Origin of the sequence: Bacteroides caecigallinarum (assembly GCF_021531075.1) — a bacterium.
GTDB lineage: Bacteria > Bacteroidota > Bacteroidia > Bacteroidales > Bacteroidaceae > Phocaeicola > Phocaeicola caecigallinarum_B.
This window is the reverse complement of sequence record NZ_JADYTJ010000010.1, coordinates 1-16519: the sequence shown is the minus strand read 5'-3', so window position 1 is coordinate 16519 and position 16519 is coordinate 1. Positions and strand designations below refer to the sequence as shown.

The 16519-nt window shown below is 37.6% G+C and carries 15 protein-coding genes; all 15 read right to left on the bottom strand.

Translation table 11 applies throughout. From position 1 onward, the window contains the following. Window positions 1-73 precede the first annotated feature (73 nt). Complete coding sequence (locus tag I6E11_RS04555) at window positions 74-1255, bottom strand: DUF418 domain-containing protein (protein ID WP_235336641.1); 1182 nt, start codon at window positions 1253-1255, stop codon at window positions 74-76. A 97-nt stretch (window positions 1256-1352) separates the two neighbouring features. Beyond that, the gene (gene secG, locus I6E11_RS04550) at window positions 1353-1715 is read right to left on the bottom strand and encodes a preprotein translocase subunit SecG (RefSeq protein WP_235336640.1); all 363 of its coding nucleotides are present in this window, start codon (window positions 1713-1715) and stop codon (window positions 1353-1355) included. 6 nt (window positions 1716-1721) lie between these two features. Beyond that, window positions 1722-2540, bottom strand: coding sequence for a DUF8458 domain-containing protein (locus I6E11_RS04545; RefSeq protein ID WP_235336639.1), 819 nt, complete (start codon window positions 2538-2540; stop codon window positions 1722-1724). 12 nt (window positions 2541-2552) lie between these two features. After that, complete coding sequence (locus tag I6E11_RS04540; RefSeq protein WP_394800097.1) at window positions 2553-3044, bottom strand: LptE family protein; 492 nt, start codon at window positions 3042-3044, stop codon at window positions 2553-2555. Between the two features lie 25 nt (window positions 3045-3069). After that, window positions 3070-4395, bottom strand: coding sequence for a sigma-54 interaction domain-containing protein (locus tag I6E11_RS04535; protein WP_235336711.1), 1326 nt, complete (start codon window positions 4393-4395; stop codon window positions 3070-3072). 69 nt (window positions 4396-4464) lie between these two features. Further along, entirely contained in the window at window positions 4465-7095 is a 2631-nt protein-coding gene (locus tag I6E11_RS04530) for a DUF5686 and carboxypeptidase-like regulatory domain-containing protein (RefSeq protein WP_235336638.1), read from the bottom strand. A gap of 104 nt (window positions 7096-7199) precedes the next feature. Next, window positions 7200-7916, bottom strand: a complete 717-nt coding sequence (locus I6E11_RS04525; protein ID WP_235336636.1) for an IspD/TarI family cytidylyltransferase — start codon at window positions 7914-7916, stop codon at window positions 7200-7202. A 10-nt stretch (window positions 7917-7926) separates the two neighbouring features. Further along, a complete protein-coding gene (locus tag I6E11_RS04520) occupies window positions 7927-8850 on the bottom strand; it encodes a CDP-alcohol phosphatidyltransferase family protein (protein WP_235336635.1) in 924 nt (307 codons plus the stop codon). A 4-nt stretch (window positions 8851-8854) separates the two neighbouring features. Then, entirely contained in the window at window positions 8855-9847 is a 993-nt protein-coding gene (locus tag I6E11_RS04515) for a lysylphosphatidylglycerol synthase transmembrane domain-containing protein (protein WP_235336633.1), read from the bottom strand. Next, window positions 9837-10931, bottom strand: coding sequence for a 4-hydroxythreonine-4-phosphate dehydrogenase PdxA (pdxA, locus tag I6E11_RS04510; protein WP_235336631.1), 1095 nt, complete (start codon window positions 10929-10931; stop codon window positions 9837-9839). The genes I6E11_RS04515 and pdxA overlap by 11 nt, the downstream gene beginning before the upstream one ends. Before the next feature lie 29 nt (window positions 10932-10960). After that, a complete protein-coding gene (locus tag I6E11_RS04505; RefSeq protein WP_235336709.1) occupies window positions 10961-12016 on the bottom strand; it encodes a DUF4837 family protein in 1056 nt (351 codons plus the stop codon). Between the two features lie 22 nt (window positions 12017-12038). Continuing rightward, the gene (gene rlmN, locus I6E11_RS04500; protein ID WP_235336707.1) at window positions 12039-13082 is read right to left on the bottom strand and encodes a dual-specificity RNA methyltransferase RlmN; all 1044 of its coding nucleotides are present in this window, start codon (window positions 13080-13082) and stop codon (window positions 12039-12041) included. Between the two features lie 748 nt (window positions 13083-13830). Further along, on the bottom strand, window positions 13831-15513 hold the full coding sequence (locus tag I6E11_RS04495; protein WP_235336630.1) for an RNA/DNA-binding domain-containing protein: 1683 nt from the start codon (window positions 15511-15513) through the stop codon (window positions 13831-13833). Between the two features lie 292 nt (window positions 15514-15805). After that, a complete protein-coding gene (locus tag I6E11_RS04490) occupies window positions 15806-16321 on the bottom strand; it encodes a Rossmann-fold NAD(P)-binding domain-containing protein (protein WP_235336629.1) in 516 nt (171 codons plus the stop codon). 17 nt (window positions 16322-16338) lie between these two features. Beyond that, the coding region (locus tag I6E11_RS04485) for a hypothetical protein (RefSeq protein WP_235336628.1) at window positions 16339-16519 on the bottom strand (181 nt) is incomplete at its 5' end.

Genomic DNA, 16519 nt, shown 5'->3' with positions numbered 1-16519 from the left:
ATTAAAGAGTAATATCACTAACCCCAACGGTAAATGATATTACTCTTTTTTATTTTATGCAAGCTGCAATATCCTACTTTCTCCTACCTATCCATGTAAGCCTGTGCCATACAGTTTCCAGAGGTCCACGCTTGAAATTTCTGAACCACCAGTGAGCAAACAGAACCTGTAGAATCAGAAATACAATACCTACAAGCAGACTGCATGTTGTTCCGCACACTTTATGCAATTCCAGTCCATAACCAAAATAAAGGAAACTGCCTACTACTGACTGAGAGATATAGTCTGTAAGACTCATTCTTCCATATGGAGCAAGAAGTTTCTGCACCTTTCCATCACAAGTCCAATATAGCAAAAGAAACGAAGCTACTATGCACAGCATGAAAAACAGATTATACCACGAATTAAGTATTGTCCTCAGTGTAGAAAGCATAAACTCAATCTCTATCTGAGTATAGACAAATTCTTTAAAATAGAACATCAACAGAGTTGCAGGTAATGACAGGCACAATACCTTTATCCAAAAGGTACGTGATTTAACAAGCTTTTCTTCCGATGAGGCATCGAAATATCCCAATCGTCCCAACAGGAGTCCAATAATAAACAATGAAGCAGTCTGAAACACACGTCCATAACACCATGCCCAGTTAAGGCTGGCCAACTGTCCGGTGACGAGGTTTACCTTAACCATTTCCCAAAACGACGTTCCACCAAGCTGGGGATAAACATCCCCAAGCGAGAAAATCATCTGCTTAGGATTTTCCATAGGATTGAAAGCTGAGTATATAACTTTTATCCATTCTACAGGCTGGATCATTAGGAACAATGCCATAGCAAAAAGAGCCTTGTTACTCCAATGTCTGACAGGAACAAGCACAAAACCTACAATGGCATAAAGCACAAGAATCTCTCCAGGAAAGAAAGCGGCATTTATGAATCCAAATCCAAGTAGCAGCAGAAGGCGCCACATATACCTATTTTTAAAATCCTCTCCCCTTTTTTCTGAACTTCGGCTCTGAAGATAGAATGTAAATCCAAACAACAATGCAAAAATTGCATATGTCTTTCCTGAAAAAGCGAAGAACATCATGTCCCACAAACTCGTATCGAGTGCCTTTATTGTTTCCCCGGAAGCTTCAGGAAACGAATAGAAATTGAAATGTTCAATGTTATGCAGCAACATTATCCCCATTACTGCAAAACCGCGCAAGGCATCTATGGCAACATTGCGCGAAGCATCATTACGTGTTTCCATATATTATATTTTACCCGACAAATAAAAAATGTCACCCACAAACCACATAAGTTTATGAATGACATTATAATTTTAAAAAGCTTGTACTCTGAAAATATTATTTCGCAGAATCACCTGTTGCAGGAGTAGCAGCCGCAGCATCAGTCTGAGGAGCAGCAAAACCGGCAGGTGCATTCAATGGGTTAGTACTCTGTTCTTCTACAGCCTGTTTCATGATTACTGAAGAGCTTTCAGCAGACTGAGGAATAACATATGCAGCTGCAATACTTACTACTACCATGAAGGCAGCAAGTCCCCAAGTAAGTTTTTCAATGAAATCTGTTGTTTTACGCACACCCATAATCTGGTTTGAAGATGCGAAACTGGAAGCCAAGCCTCCACCCTTAGAATTTTGAATCATTACAACAAAGCATAGTAACAATGCTGCAAGCACAATCAATACAATAAATAATAAATACATTTTCTTTTATTTTGATTTAGCGTTAATAATCAATCTTTCCAAATATCTTATTTGGTCTGCAAAGTAAATATTTTTTTTTGGATATTTCAAATTTAATTTTTTAATAATTTCCAATGCTTTATCATATCTTTGCTGTTTAACATATATTTTTGCCAATGTTTCAGTAAGATATTCGTCCTCACCTCCATCCAGTGTCTTATTATCTGCCTGAATGGAAGTTTCCTCATCTTCAGTATCAGCTGCGTAAAAATCGGCATCATCACCTATTTCATCCACTTTTTCTGTATCTTCAAACTTGCCGTTCTTTTCATTTAAGAATTGCCCTGACTCCGATTTTTCAATAAAACTGTCAATCAGTTCTTGCCCCCTAAGAGGAGACGATGAAATACTATCATCATTGTTTTTCTCATCCGAGGAATTTAAAAGCAACAATGATGAGTAATCAGGTACGGTTTCCGGTTGAATAGACAAGTCAGGGTTGAACCCCTTGTCATTTGGTATTTCAGAAAGGAAACGGTTTATGATATCAAGAGTCCTGTCGTTGGTTTGAACCGCTTCGGACGAATCACCTTTAATACAATCTAAGGAATATTTCTCACCTTCAATGAAATAGAACAAAACGCTCAAATCGGCTACATACAAAGCCCCACGTCTTAATTCTTCCTTGAAAGACGGACTTTTCAGAAGATAAAGGTTTTTAAGATATAAAAGCCATGCAGTCTGGAAATAAGGATATCTTGATATGAGAGATTTCAACTCCTCAAGAGTCTCATCCCCCATAAGTTCCGGGTTGTTTATCAAATCATTCAGTCGCTGCATTAACATATTAACTTCTCCTTACCAATTAGCAACAGTAGCATTGAAAATCTGCTCCACTATTTCATCAATCATCTGATTAACAAGTTCCTCCTGTACAGCAGACAACTGTTGGGTTGAATTATATTCACGACTTGCCGAGAACTGCTGTTCGAAGTCCTCTGCATGGTTTGTATTGTTCACAAAACGTACGTTCACCGTCATCTTAAGTTCGGCCATAGTAGAATAACCATCCGAGCCGACACCTTTGTTATATGCATCATAGTTGGTTATTTCACCAGACAACTGCAAGTCACCATTCTGTCTAACCTGCTTAAGTCTGGTCTGCTGCATATATCTGTCCTGAAGTTCTGTATTGAACATTGACTCCATAGGTCCCCATACGAATGCTGCCGAGCGGTTCGGGAAGTTCTCGAACGAAATAGTCTTTACTTTATCGTAGTTGATGGAAGATCCGTTAAACTTATATGAGATGGTACAAGCCGCAAGAAAACAAAGCGACAGGCTTAACATAAATACGATTCTGAGTCTGCTTATTTTATTCAAGTCCATATTCTTTAATTTTTCTATATAATGTTCTTTCAGAAATTTTCAAATCGTTGGCAGCATTTTTTCGCTTGCCATTATGACGTTCCAATGCTTTTTTTATCATCTCTTTCTCCACATCATCAAGCGAAAGATTTTCTTCTACATACACTTCAGTATCCTGATAATCGGAATCCGAATGTTTAGATGTTACAGAAGAAACCGGAGTAATTGAAGAGACTTTATTTACCGGCTGTATCTGGCTTACTTGCGGATATTGCTTAACTGGAGGAACCACCATAGGCACGTCGCTTATAACGTCCAGTGTAGGAGTCTGAAGAAAGTGAGAACTACTGTCTACAGGATGAGTAACATGATGTCCGGCCTCGCGTTCTGTCATTATTTCGTGAACCAGCTTTTTCAGTTCTGTAACATCGCGTCGCATATCAAAAAGCACCTGATACAGAATCTCTCGTTCGCTTTCAAAACTCTTACCGCCCGAATGACTTCCCTTACCACCCACAAAAGCCGGCAATCTTGAACTGTTGGCAATATCAGGCAAATATGTTGATAGAATCTCCGGAGTAATTTCTCTGTTAGTCTCAATAATGGAAATCTGTTCAGTAATGTTTTTCAACTGACGTATGTTTCCCGGCCACGGATATTCCACGAGCATACGTCTAGCCTGCTCATTAAGCTGTATTGAAGGCATACGATATTTCTCCGCAAAATCTGCCGCAAACTTTCTGAACAACAGTGCTATATCGTCAGGTCTCTCCCTCAAAGGAGGAACTTTGATGGGAACGGTATTCAATCGGTAATACAAATCCTCACGAAAACGCCCTTCTGCTATAGCATCTGCAAAGTTCACGTTTGTAGCAGCAACTATTCTTACATCTGTTTTCTGAACCTTAGACGAACCTACTTTTATGTATTCTCCAGATTCGAGCACACGCAAAAGCCTTGCCTGTGTAGACAAAGGCAATTCACCAACTTCGTCAAGAAAAATTGTACCTCCGTTTGCTTCAGCAAAATAACCGTTCCTGTCGCTTATAGCTCCGGTAAAAGCGCCTTTCTCATGTCCAAACAGTTCCGAATCTATTGTACCCTCCGGAATTGCACCACAGTTGACGGCAATATAGGGTCCGTGTTTCCTTCGGCTGAACTGGTGAATTATCTGCGGAAAACTTTCCTTACCAACTCCACTCTCGCCGGTTACCAGTACAGACAAATCCGTAGGAGCCACCTGCATTGCTATATCAATCGCTCTGTTAAGTCCTTCAGTATTACCTATAATACCAAAGCGTAACTTTATATTTTGAATATCCGACTTTACCATATAATAAAAATTGTCTGCCAAATTTACAAAATCTTTGGGAAGAATAAGTAAATATGGCAGAAAATTACTTTAGAACACCGTACGTATCATCAATCGTATACCCCATTTATTGGCAGTAGGAAGATGATTATAATTAAGACGTCTTACATACTCTACGTGCAGGAGTTTAAATATATTATGAATTCCGGCTGTTATTTCCACATAAGGGACTTTAGGGTCCATGACGTAGCTGGAATAATTATACTTTCCGGTTCTATCATAATGTCCAGGGAACATCATAAGCATGTCATCATTCCTGTTCTGTTCAAGGAAAGGATTATTCTTGTCTGTAAGTGTTCCCCACAAGCACTTGACACCGATAAACTCACGCCATTTCAACTTATTTATCAATGGTATACGGTTGAAAAGTTTGCCTTGCATATTCCATGAAAAATCAAGCGACGCATATCGGTCATTCAGGAACTCCATATTATTTATCAGGTTGAACGTTTCATCCTGGATAATATACGAGAGGTTTGCCGCCGGCATTATCAATAATGGGAACGGAACCTTATTCCACTGTATACCGCCTTTCAGGTATATATCAATATTACCCCATGAGCTCATCCAGAAACGTTTATATGCGCTGGCCTCGGTCATATTGTATGTATAGTCACTACCTAGCACACCTTTCAATCCTACAGTGTGCTGCAATGTAAATTCCGGAGCATCAAGGTTGACAGGGATTCTTCGCTGTCTTGTATTTACAAATGTTTCGCCAGGAGCATAACGCAAAGCCAATGAAGCTTCTGTCACTGTTATGTCATGAGTATTATAAGGTGATTTTACCCACTTGTTACCAGACAAAGAGCCATTGGCAATAGCACTCTGCAATGCACTCTCGCCTGCCATTGTTCTGTAGAACAACTCACCGCAAGGCTCATAGTTGGCATGCTTCAATATTGCAGTGGTTTTAAAGCCAAATTCACGTTCGCGTTCATATTTTATTATAGCTTTACGTTCATAGTTATACTGATCCACCTGACAAACTTTCAATGCTGTAAACACATTATCTTTATCAGTATCAATAAATTTGTCCGAAGGAAGCATATTATCATACTGATATGTAAAAGTCATCGAATGTTTCGGGAACTCACTTGGCAAGTATTCCTTTTTATCAAAAGAATATTCAAGCTCTCCCATATATTTTGATTTCTTATCTTTAAATCCGTATGCATAGTATCCTTTCAAGTATATATTAGGATGCAGATTGGCAGTAGTCATAGCAGAAGCACGCAATCTCAAACCATCAATATAGTTTGAAGTTATCATTGTGTTGATTGGTGCTATATCAACTTTACTATCCTTACCTGTTTGAACGGTATTCTCAATCAAGGCTTTTAGGGCGAAAATAATATACTTGAATCCTTTTATCTTAGCCAAGTCATCAATAAAGCCCCCCATTCTGGTTTCTGATTCTGTGAGTTTCTCCTGCCTGTATTTATTCCAATACTCTTCATCACGCATCATGGCATTCACATCCTTTATTTCAGAGCCCTTCTTTTTGAACATATTATCAGGCAAAGGTTCGAACGAGAAATCAAAATTTCTCGTTGTACGTCTTACCATATACGAGCCTAAAACCTTCTTAAGATATGATAACTCGCACAACATATCATCCTCCATCAACGACCATTCCCCGGTAGGAAGTTCGCCAAACTTTTGCTTGATAATCATATGGTCGACAAAGTTTATATCCGTCTTCTGTGGAAGATTCATTTCACACTGTCTCACACGGAACGTAGAATCGGCCAGAACATATAAATGTCCTGTAAATCCAAAGTCCTGTGAATTGTTCGGAACAAACGTAAGGTGGAAACATTTATCTTTTTCCACGTATATTGTATCCATGATATAAAACTTATAGAATCTTATACCAGCCTCCGAAATAGGACTGTCAAAGTAATGCTGCAAGAACCGGAAACGGTCCTCATAAATATCTATATCCTGGAAAACATCTTTCAATACGGTTGAAAGCATATCACCGGTACTGAACAATTCGTTTATACCTTTTGAGTTTATTCCATGTATAATGGTCTTCTCAGAACGAGGTTCCTTTCTATAAATCTTCTGTGATACAGTCTCATCAACAGAAACCGGCAATATCAGCTTTCCTGTAACGTCGCACGGTTCTACCTGATCGCGCAAGAACGGATACTTCTTGAACAGCCATGACTCCTTAAGTGAATCAGGAGTAATGTCGTTTACGGCAAGAGTAATTTTCTGATACTTATTATAGAAGTAATAATCATTATTTTCAAGATTAGTTCTCCTCTTAGATGCGATAACTTTTTTTATCAGTTCTACAGCCGGATTGTTCTTTCTTGAATATTTCTCTTTTTTAGGTTTTACAATAACTTCGTCAAGCACGAGGTCCGATTTCATACTTACATTCAGTTCCGTAGTCTTTGACGAAACGGTTATTTCCTGTTTCGTATATCCTACCATAGAGAATGTAAGTTTGTTCCAACCATCATAATATGGAATTGAGTACTTTCCGTCGATGTCTGTTATTGTACCAATACCTTTACCGTCATAATATATATTCAAATATGGGATAGGTTCACCGGTTTCAGAATCTATAACAATACCATGAATCTGAGCACGTAAACCTACCGCCCAAATACACAACATGATTATTATAAAAATCCTTCTTACCATACAATTTTTTCTACATGAAATCAAACAGCAGATAAACCTATCAAGATTCCCTCCAATCAAGTCATCATGCTCTATAATTATTCTATTTTCTAATTTAGTATTCTTTATAATGAATATTTTTGCGTTTCAGAAATTATAAGTTCAAATATCCTTAAGTCCTCCGGATAGGTCAATTTAAGATTAAACCTGTTACCCTCAACCAGATACAACGGGGTATAATCCAGTTGCGACATAAGTATATATAGTGATTGTGACAATATACCCTTTTCTTCAGCCTCTTTTAGAGCTTTGTTTATCACTCCAAGCCTAAAAGTCTGTGGAGTCTGTACCATATACATTGACTCCCTCAGAAAATGCTTGTCCGAAGATATTCCATTTTCACTAAACAGATAAGATTCATTTCCACGTATAACAGTTACCGCATTACCCTTTTCCAAACAGGTGGAAATGTTATCCGAGATAATCTTTTCAGTAACAAATGGTCTAACGGACTCATGAACCATTACTATATCATCACCATCGTAGCCATTATCCAACAAGTATCTTATACCGTTTGATATTGACTCCTGACTATTATTTCCACCTTCGACTACAGCAACCAGTTTTGTTATATTGTACTTGACTGCCATCTCCTTCAACTGCTCCACCCATCCACTCAGGCATACTACCAATATAACGTCTATACTGTCACTTTGTTCAAATTTTTTTAGAGTATATACAATTATTGGCACATTATTAAGACAAAGAAACTGCTTAGGAGTCTGCTCATGCATTCTTTCACCATGCCCTCCTGCAGTAATAAAAGCTATTCTCTTATCCATACCTTTATCTTTATAAACAATATTTTTTGCACATTTTCTTACAAAAACTCTCATGCTTATATCTCATATAGAAAAACAAGACATTGAGAACAGTAACTTCGAAAACAAAAAATATCCACGGCTCTTTTACGAGTATAGAAACAAAAAGAACAAAAGCCCTGGTATCGAAAGTCAGAATATTGGTATATTTCATAAGTGGCTTACTATACATTCTATACTCTTCTCTAAATTCAGAAGGTATATCATTTCCTTTATTAAGCCATTTAGCCTCTACCCCACGTAAAAGTTTTTGCAGTGATGGCGACATACTTTCCTGGCTTTTAGTATACTTTATATAGAAAAACAGATATAATTTCTCAAACCAATCAGATTTCCATGAAAGAGACTTCATCTTTTCTGTCTGTCTGGAAGATTTGTCGAATTCAGAGTTTACATTTCCTTTCTGGAAAAACATATGAATATTTCTGTAATAATCGGCCAAAGCACACTGCTTGCTATGACATATAAATCCTGAAAATGCAGCCAGCAACCATATATATATACCCCATTCGTCATTCAACCTTAAACATATGAAGAAATATATGGAGAAGAACCACAAATCTCCGGCAAAACCATCAAGAACACGTCCCAGAAGACTCTTCTTTCCTGTCATTCTAGCCAATTGTCCATCGGCACAGTCATACCAGTTTGCCCATATAAGCAGAAATATACCTAAGATTCCATGTTTCAGATCATCAAAATAAAACATGTATCCGGCAAGCATTCCTAAAATAATTGATATAATAGTCACTACATTAGGATGTACACCTAATTTTTTGAAAAATAAGGCCCATACATACCCGCTGAGACGAGTAACATATATCTCAAAAAAACCTTCAGTATCCTCAGACTTCAAAGTTGACTTTAATCCTCTATTAAATGATTCCAAACTCATATCTCTATTTATTACCTATTTTCATCAACGCTATACCTATAATAACGCATACTACCTCTCTTATTCTTATCAGCAAAGCCATAAAAACACCGTAAGAATACGGAATTGAAAGCAGAGCCACTGACATAACAAATCCACCTTCGCGCGCACCAAGCTGCATAGGAGAAAAGAACATCAGATTGGCAAACAATGATGTAAAAGCCAATATCAAAATACTATCGAAGAAACTTGCATCGGTAGAAAATATCAGCAAGATTATATATACTTCAAGACAAGAAACCACTCTTGCCACAAACTCCAGTGATAAGGAAGTAAAGAAAGTATATTTATTGTTCCTATACAAATCCTTTATCTGATTATCTATCTGGACAAAAGTATCTCCTTTCTTTTCTATCAATCCTGTTATCTTATTCCTTATAAACGGCATACGCTGTAAAAAGCGCATCAGTTTCATAACCATACCGGAACGGTATCCCTTAATGAAAAAATATATACCTATCATGCAGGCCACTACAAAAATACTCATGACCACTACATAAGTTCTGTTTATCTGGCTATAATAGGATAATATATATATCAACAAGGAAAACAGCCAAAAGCAAAAATGGGAGAATATATGCATCATGACATATAATATCACACTGGACGATGCTTTCTCGATACCTACATACGGTTTTAACTCCATAATACGGTATGGTTCACCTCCCATAAGTCCTACCGGCGTAGTTGAATTTAGTGCAAAGCCCGTTATGGTATATTTGAACACTTTCATAAATGGAACCTTAGTACCTTTTAGTCCGTTGCATATAATGGCATACCATGCTCCTGCATTTATGCCATATATAAACATCCACAATAAAAGTAAAACCGGGAACCATATACCTGCTTTCCTGATACACGACACGACATCATCGTATGTCATATCCATACCGAAAAGCATTATAACTACAGCTACTACACCTATTACGAAAAAGATATTCCTGAATTTACTCTTCATATTCCACGTCAAGTTTCAGTTTGTCGCTATCATCACGTTTCTCGTAATACTGTTTTCGAAGCGGATTTGCACTTATCTCCTTCTCCATACATCTGTTACGGAAAACGTCAATAGCCACATAAATGGCCTGACGGAACGAATCTTCCGAAGCAATACCTTGTCCGGCAATATCATATGCTGTACCATGAGCAGGCGAAGTTCTTACGATTGGTAAACCTGCTGTATAATTAACCCCTTCATCCATAGCAAGAGCCTTGAATGGAGCCAATCCCTGATCGTGATACATAGCCATGATACCATCGAAATGAGTAAAATTACCCGATCCCATAAACCCATCTGCCGGGTAAGGGCCAAAGCACTGTATACCTTTAGCCTTCAACTCGTCCATCGCAGGAATGATTATATCCTGTTCTTCTGTACCCAAAAGTCCGTTTTCTCCGGCATGAGGATTTAATGAGAAAATGGCTATTCGTGGACAACCTATACCAAAATCCTGTTTCAATGATTTATTGAAAATCTCCACTTTTTCCACTATAAGTTCCTTTGTCAGGATAGAAGGAATATCTCTCATAGGTACATGTCCTGTCACCAGTGCAACCCTGAAATCATTCTTCATGAGAATCATCAAAGACTTGTTTCCATCACCAACACGTTCTTCGATATATTCAGTATGCCCCGGAAAATGGAATGTATCCGACTGGATAGTATGCTTATTGATAGGAGCAGTAACCAATACATCTATTCCACCATTTCTATAATCCTCCAAAGCTCTTTCCAAAGCATCAAGGGCAGCCTTTCCAGCTTCAGCAGTTGGCTTGCCAACTTCCACTTTCAGTTCTTCGGCCGTACAATTCAATACATTCAGTCTTCCATCCTGTATTTCCTTAGCAGAGTTTATTATACTGAAATTTGCAGATATATCCATTGATTTACGATGATATGCAGCCACTTTTGGAGAACCATACACTACAGGTGTACATAGTTCCATCATTTCAGGTACTGCAAAAGTTTTCAAAATCACTTCATACCCTACTCCGTTGATATCACCGTGGGTGATTCCCACTCTTATTTTACGTCTTTCCATGTCTATACTTTAGATATATGTATGTATACTTATTTTATAGAATCGCCGGTAATTGTAATTTCTGTCACACCTGCACCTATAGGCAATTCAAATACTTCTTTCTGTGCCGGAAGTTTCAGTGTATAAAGAGAAGCTTCAAGCTTGCGCATCAAGTCACGTTTCAATTTTCCAGGATTATAGACAAATGCTTCTACCACTATTACCCTTGCATTGGCCCTGTCTACCCTTACATGCGACACGAACGGACCTCCCATTGCATCATTTTTCATTTCCCACAGTCCTCTTGCCTCGAAAGCATAGTCACCCTTCACTGCTATATTCTTAACATCCACGAACATAGAATCTGCTGTCTCCATATACATGCCTTCCATAGAACCTGGGATATTGATTTTCATTACCGAATCACGCTTATTTATGAAAAACTCTTTAGTAAAAGTATTATTATCTCTAAATGGATAAGAATACATTACGAAGTTCATATCATTAAGATTTGTTGAAGCCCAGAAGAAATCTTTGCCTTCCTTAAAAGAATTCAGTTCATTAGGCAACCATATGTCACAGTCGAAAAGGCTTCCAACTTTTGCCGAAATTGCACCATTATGTTTTTCACGCAAAAGGTTTATCTGGCGGTTCATTTCCGCACGGGTAAAGAAATCCACTATCACTTGTCCATGCTTGCTCACATATTCTGCAAATTCCTCCTGACTTGGCGACTGTATGGTCATTATCATCTGAGGCGAAGCATACGCGTCACGTACATATTTGAATTTGGTCTGTGTATAAATATCCTGAATATCTGCAATTATGATATTCCTGAAGATTCGCATCACACGGTCAAAATGCGCAGGACGGATACGTGAGATTCTGAACGAACGTTCTGGCTGAGGCAATCCGGGAACATCCGTATCAAGTACATGATACAAAGCACTGTCCGGACTCATCCAGCAATTGTCATCTGCTACCACCAAAACCTCATAAGGTCTTCCGCTTGAAACCGGAGTGATAATACTTTTACCTCCGTTGCGGCAAGAACCCAAAAGCGCAGCAATTATCACGAAACTAAAATAAAAAGCAATACGTTTCATATTTCTCATATTTCTTATTGGTTTACACATTTTCTTTATCAGCCTGCTGTTTGGCAGTAGAAAGCATACCACAGGCAGCAAATATATCTTCACCTCTGGATGCTCTTATAGTAGCAAACACGCCATGCTGTGTCAAATAATCACGGAATGCCAACATCGATTCCATATCAGTTCCCTCCAAATCCACATCAGGTATTGCATGGAAACGAATAAGATTCATCCTGCAGTCAAGTCCTTTTAAAATCTTCACCAGCTCCTTTGCATATATCAAGCTATCATTTACACCTTTGAACACAATATATTCAAAAGAAAGGCGCCTCTGCTTACTAAAGTCATAACGCTTCAGTATTTCTATAATATCCATTATTGAGAAAGCCTTTTCGGCCGGCATAAGTTCACGTCTTTGTTCCGGGAAAGGAGAATGCAGACTTACAGCCAAATGGCAATCACTCTCTTCCAGAAATCTTTCCAATCCCTTTTTTAGTCCAACCGTAGATACAGTTATCCTTTTCGGACTCCATGCATATCCGTAATCTGCAGTAAGAATATCCAAGGCACGAAGCACTTCATCCAAATTGTCGAAAGGCTCACCCATACCCATGAAAACCACATTCGTCAATGTCTCTCTTTCAGGGATTGAATAAATCTGGTTAAGTATTTGTGCTGCAGTAAGACTATTGGCATACCCTTGCTTTCCAGTCATACAGAACTTACAGTTCATCTTGCATCCCACCTGCGATGAGACACACAATGTTGCCCTGTCATCATCAGGAATATAAACAGCTTCAATATAGTCATTTTCCGGAGTACGGAATAAATATTTCACAGTTCCATCTACAGAACGCATTTCATGCACAGGCGGTGTAGCACCAATCTCGTATTTCTGTGCCAGTAGTTCACGGTTCTTAACCGACAGGTTTGTCATTTCATCAATAGAAAAAACCTTCTTATCATACAACCATGAAGCAATCTGTTTTGCAGTAAACTTTGGCATACCTAAATCCAATACAATAGATTTAAGTTCATCTAAAGTTTTACCCAAAAGTGGTGATTTTACGTCAGTCATCATTAAGTTATAAACAGTTAGCGTACAAAGGTAGCTAAAAAATAGGATAAAACATCTATTATCCTACAAATAATGACCTTTTAACGACGTAAAGGACAATATATTCCGACGAATTGACCAATAGAACAGACTTAATACGTGAAATAAACAAAGCAACGAGATATTACAACCCCTATGCTATAAAGAAGTATTAAACAGCATTTAAAAACCATTTAAACGCTGTTTAAACACCGTTAGAAACATCTAAATACTTAACTTGAAATCAACTGATCCAATAATTTCTGAATAGCCGTCACACTGATACCAGTCTCCTCTTTCATATCCGCAAGAGTCAGAGTGGGCTGTGTACGCATAGCGTTCAGTTTCTTCAGTCCCTAAAAAGGTTATAACCTTACAACCTTTTTGGCATAATTTTCAAATCTTCTTTCAGCGAACGGCCAGTGAACAATCAACGAACAACTGCTGAACAATCTGTAAACACGTCACCTTATTATCTTTTCCTGATTTTGGCAGACTGTTATAATCAAATCCTGTTCACTCTATGTTCACTAACCGTTCGTTATGCGTTCACTGAGCGTATTGCAAACCTTTTGCAAAAGGTTTAAACAGGTTTGCAAAACATACCTATTCTTTTTACTTATCTGTTCCATCTGTTTTTCATCTATTTTCTATATGTTTTTCATCTATTTTTTCAGCTGTTACTTACTGATTTTCAAATCAATAAATTTACAGAGGAGTTCTATCTCATCTATTTTTCATCTATTTTCCATCTATTTCCATCTAAATAGATGGTATTATCCTTGTTTTTCATTTCAGATAATAAGTTGCCAATGTAACTTGATGGATTCTTTGAAAACTTTGGTACCATATCCAACAACAAATTATCTATATCTTCACGTCCCAAACCTTTCTTGTTCTTAGACAATAATCTAAGAACCATATCCTTATAGTATTTTCTTCCCAACCCTTTCTGTTTTACATAGTCAGGAAGCTGCTTGGTTTCTCTTGCTATATATTCAGAAATAAACCACTCACTTTTAATTTTTTCAATATATCCTTTAGCCTTCAATTTTTTGGCAATATCAGCCTGAATGGGCTTATGCTTCTGAATACAATCCAATGCAATACATTCATTTAGCGACAAATCAGGTATCTGTTTTAATAGCTCTACATACTTTTCATCAATCATCTTTCCATAGATACGTACCTTTACTTCTTTTTTGTCGCAGTCTATAACATAATCAGGCATAGGGAAAAAGCGTTTCTGCTGCTCCGTAAAAATCTTTTTTATTCCACGGCCTATCGTATCTATCATATTAAAATTCACCATTCCCTGACAAAGGCAGAAATTGCGGTAATACTTCTGTGGTCCATCCTGTTCGAGAGCATTTTCAAGAGTCTGTGGCAAAAAAGTTCCTCCATTAGAAAACAATAACGAACCTGGCTGTTCTATCAACGTAATACGTTCTTGCAGTGTATAATCCTGATGTGCTATGCAATTATGTAATGCCTCCCTTATACTATAGTCGTCATATTGCTTCATTGTATCAGGAAATAAGGTATTGCCAGGCATTTCTCTGATAGTCAAATTACGAATAAGGCTTAATATTTTGTCAACTGTCAGTATAAATGGAATGGACTTATGCTCATAATCAATTTTCGTATCATTTTCATCCATTAATATCCAAGTGATTTGTGCCACTGCCGGCCTAATCAGGTGTGCGGATTCCTCTTTTCCAAGAAGTAATATGGCTGCTTTTGTCAACACACCTTTTACAGCCACTCCGGCTCTGTTCAGCAAAGTTATATTATCCCATTTATCTACTTCTTCCGCCAAACGGGGATGACATTTCTTATATTCAAATCGTGCTTTTACCAAAGCCTCTTCATCCAAATCGGCAAGTGTAGCTTCAGGTATCAGTTCACCGCTCCAGTCTATGCGCTGCTCCACTTCATTCAATATAGTAACCAGTCTGGATGAAGTCATTTCTATCAAATGTTCGTCTTGTCTCTGCCATGCTTTACTGTGCGCATAGACCGGCAGACGTAACTGATGTTTAGGCACATGAAGAATCCAAACCGTTTTTTGCGTATCTATGGTTTTAAATTCCTCTAAGCGAAGCCCTTCTGTAGGTAAATTAGCACAGTTATCCAACAAGGCAAGGCATAAATTGTCAACCGTATAAGTATGAAAATCCTGAATACCGACGATATCCAAGGTCTTATCTTTAACTCCCATTACGATGCTTCCGCCTTCCATATTGCTGATTGCGGATACATACGAAATAAGATCCCTTCCTGCATCACCTTTCAGAGTATGTTTCAAAGATTTATATTCCTTCCATTCACAGGCTGCATTTTCATGTCCATAATTTCGAAGAAGAAATTCCTGTAAATCCTTTTCGTTCATACGTATTCCATTTCTTTCCATACTACCTATTTGTTTTTTGTCATTTTCTCATATAATTTGAACAGACATTCCAGTCTTGCTTCATCATTAGCGAACGGATATCCGGGATAACAGCTTTCCATTATATCATCATTAGTAGTTCTCATTTCCAAATCGCATTTTATCACTTCTTCTATTCCCAATTTTGGAAATGAGAATCATCAAAGTAATTTACCAGTTACACTATTTCAACTTTCATCCTTATTTTCAACGCTTTGGCTATTTTGTCAAGTTGTTTTTTCTTATCATTAGTTGAACTATGAGTCAGTATAAGCTACCCTCCATCTACTGGTACTTGTGCTTTTCCATATTTCGCATCCCTTATATTAGATATGATTGGCACTTTACAAAACTTCAAGCCAAGCGGACGAACCCGTTCAATACCTATACGGCATATTACTTCAACAAAAGTATCCTTAGCTTTATCATTCTCTATTACAGTACCATCCGGCATTGTAACACGTAATAATGTCTTTGGAGCAATATCTTCTTTCTTTGCCTTTTGCGGGCCATTTGAACGATGTGTAACAATAGGGTCTGGTTTAATTTCTATCGCATCCGTTAAAATATTATCGATATTGCGTTTACGACTTAAACGCACACTTAACGGTTTTCCAGGCACATAATCAACGACCAATAAAAGTTCTCTCTGTACTGGTTGTAAGGCCGGTTCTATAGTTTTGCTTAACACTGGAAGAATTTCTTTTTTAATTATTTCTTCTTCAAGTTCATTAGCTTTTCTTTCAAGATCTTCATTTACAGGAAGCCCTTCTTTACGGAGGGTTTCCATAGCTTTATATAAGTCGCTTAATCGTGACATTTTCCTTTAAGTTTATTAAGATAAGTCAATACATTGCTTTCAAAAACTTGATATTCTGAATATATATCTAATAAGGCATCATCAATGTTAGTTCCATATTTACTATAATAAAATCTAATAGCATGAATAAGACTACCAGTTATAAATTGTGCCTTATATGCATATAAT

What these genes read in the sequence shown, in the direction of transcription:
- I6E11_RS04505 (WP_235336709.1), bottom strand. Translation starts at nt 12,016, where the DNA reads ATGAAACGTATTGCTTTTTATTTTAGTTTCGTGATAATTGCTGCGCTT.
- I6E11_RS04535 (WP_235336711.1), bottom strand. Translation starts at nt 4,395, where the DNA reads ATGGTAAAGTCGGATATTCAAAATATAAAGTTACGCTTTGGTATTATA.
- secG (WP_235336640.1), bottom strand. Translation starts at nt 1,715, where the DNA reads ATGTATTTATTATTTATTGTATTGATTGTGCTTGCAGCATTGTTACTA.
- rlmN (WP_235336707.1), bottom strand. Translation starts at nt 13,082, where the DNA reads ATGACTGACGTAAAATCACCACTTTTGGGTAAAACTTTAGATGAACTT.
- I6E11_RS04545 (WP_235336639.1), bottom strand. Translation starts at nt 2,540, where the DNA reads ATGTTAATGCAGCGACTGAATGATTTGATAAACAACCCGGAACTTATG.
- I6E11_RS04525 (WP_235336636.1), bottom strand. Translation starts at nt 7,916, where the DNA reads ATGGATAAGAGAATAGCTTTTATTACTGCAGGAGGGCATGGTGAAAGA.
- pdxA (WP_235336631.1), bottom strand. Translation starts at nt 10,931, where the DNA reads ATGGAAAGACGTAAAATAAGAGTGGGAATCACCCACGGTGATATCAAC.
- I6E11_RS04495 (WP_235336630.1), bottom strand. Translation starts at nt 15,513, where the DNA reads ATGGAAAGAAATGGAATACGTATGAACGAAAAGGATTTACAGGAATTT.
- I6E11_RS04555 (WP_235336641.1), bottom strand. Translation starts at nt 1,255, where the DNA reads ATGGAAACACGTAATGATGCTTCGCGCAATGTTGCCATAGATGCCTTG.
- I6E11_RS04530 (WP_235336638.1), bottom strand. Translation starts at nt 7,095, where the DNA reads ATGGTAAGAAGGATTTTTATAATAATCATGTTGTGTATTTGGGCGGTA.
- I6E11_RS04515 (WP_235336633.1), bottom strand. Translation starts at nt 9,847, where the DNA reads ATGAAGAGTAAATTCAGGAATATCTTTTTCGTAATAGGTGTAGTAGCT.
- I6E11_RS04490 (WP_235336629.1), bottom strand. Translation starts at nt 16,321, where the DNA reads ATGGAAACCCTCCGTAAAGAAGGGCTTCCTGTAAATGAAGATCTTGAA.
- I6E11_RS04520 (WP_235336635.1), bottom strand. Translation starts at nt 8,850, where the DNA reads ATGAGTTTGGAATCATTTAATAGAGGATTAAAGTCAACTTTGAAGTCT.
- I6E11_RS04540 (WP_394800097.1), bottom strand. Translation starts at nt 3,044, where the DNA reads ATGTTAAGCCTGTCGCTTTGTTTTCTTGCGGCTTGTACCATCTCATAT.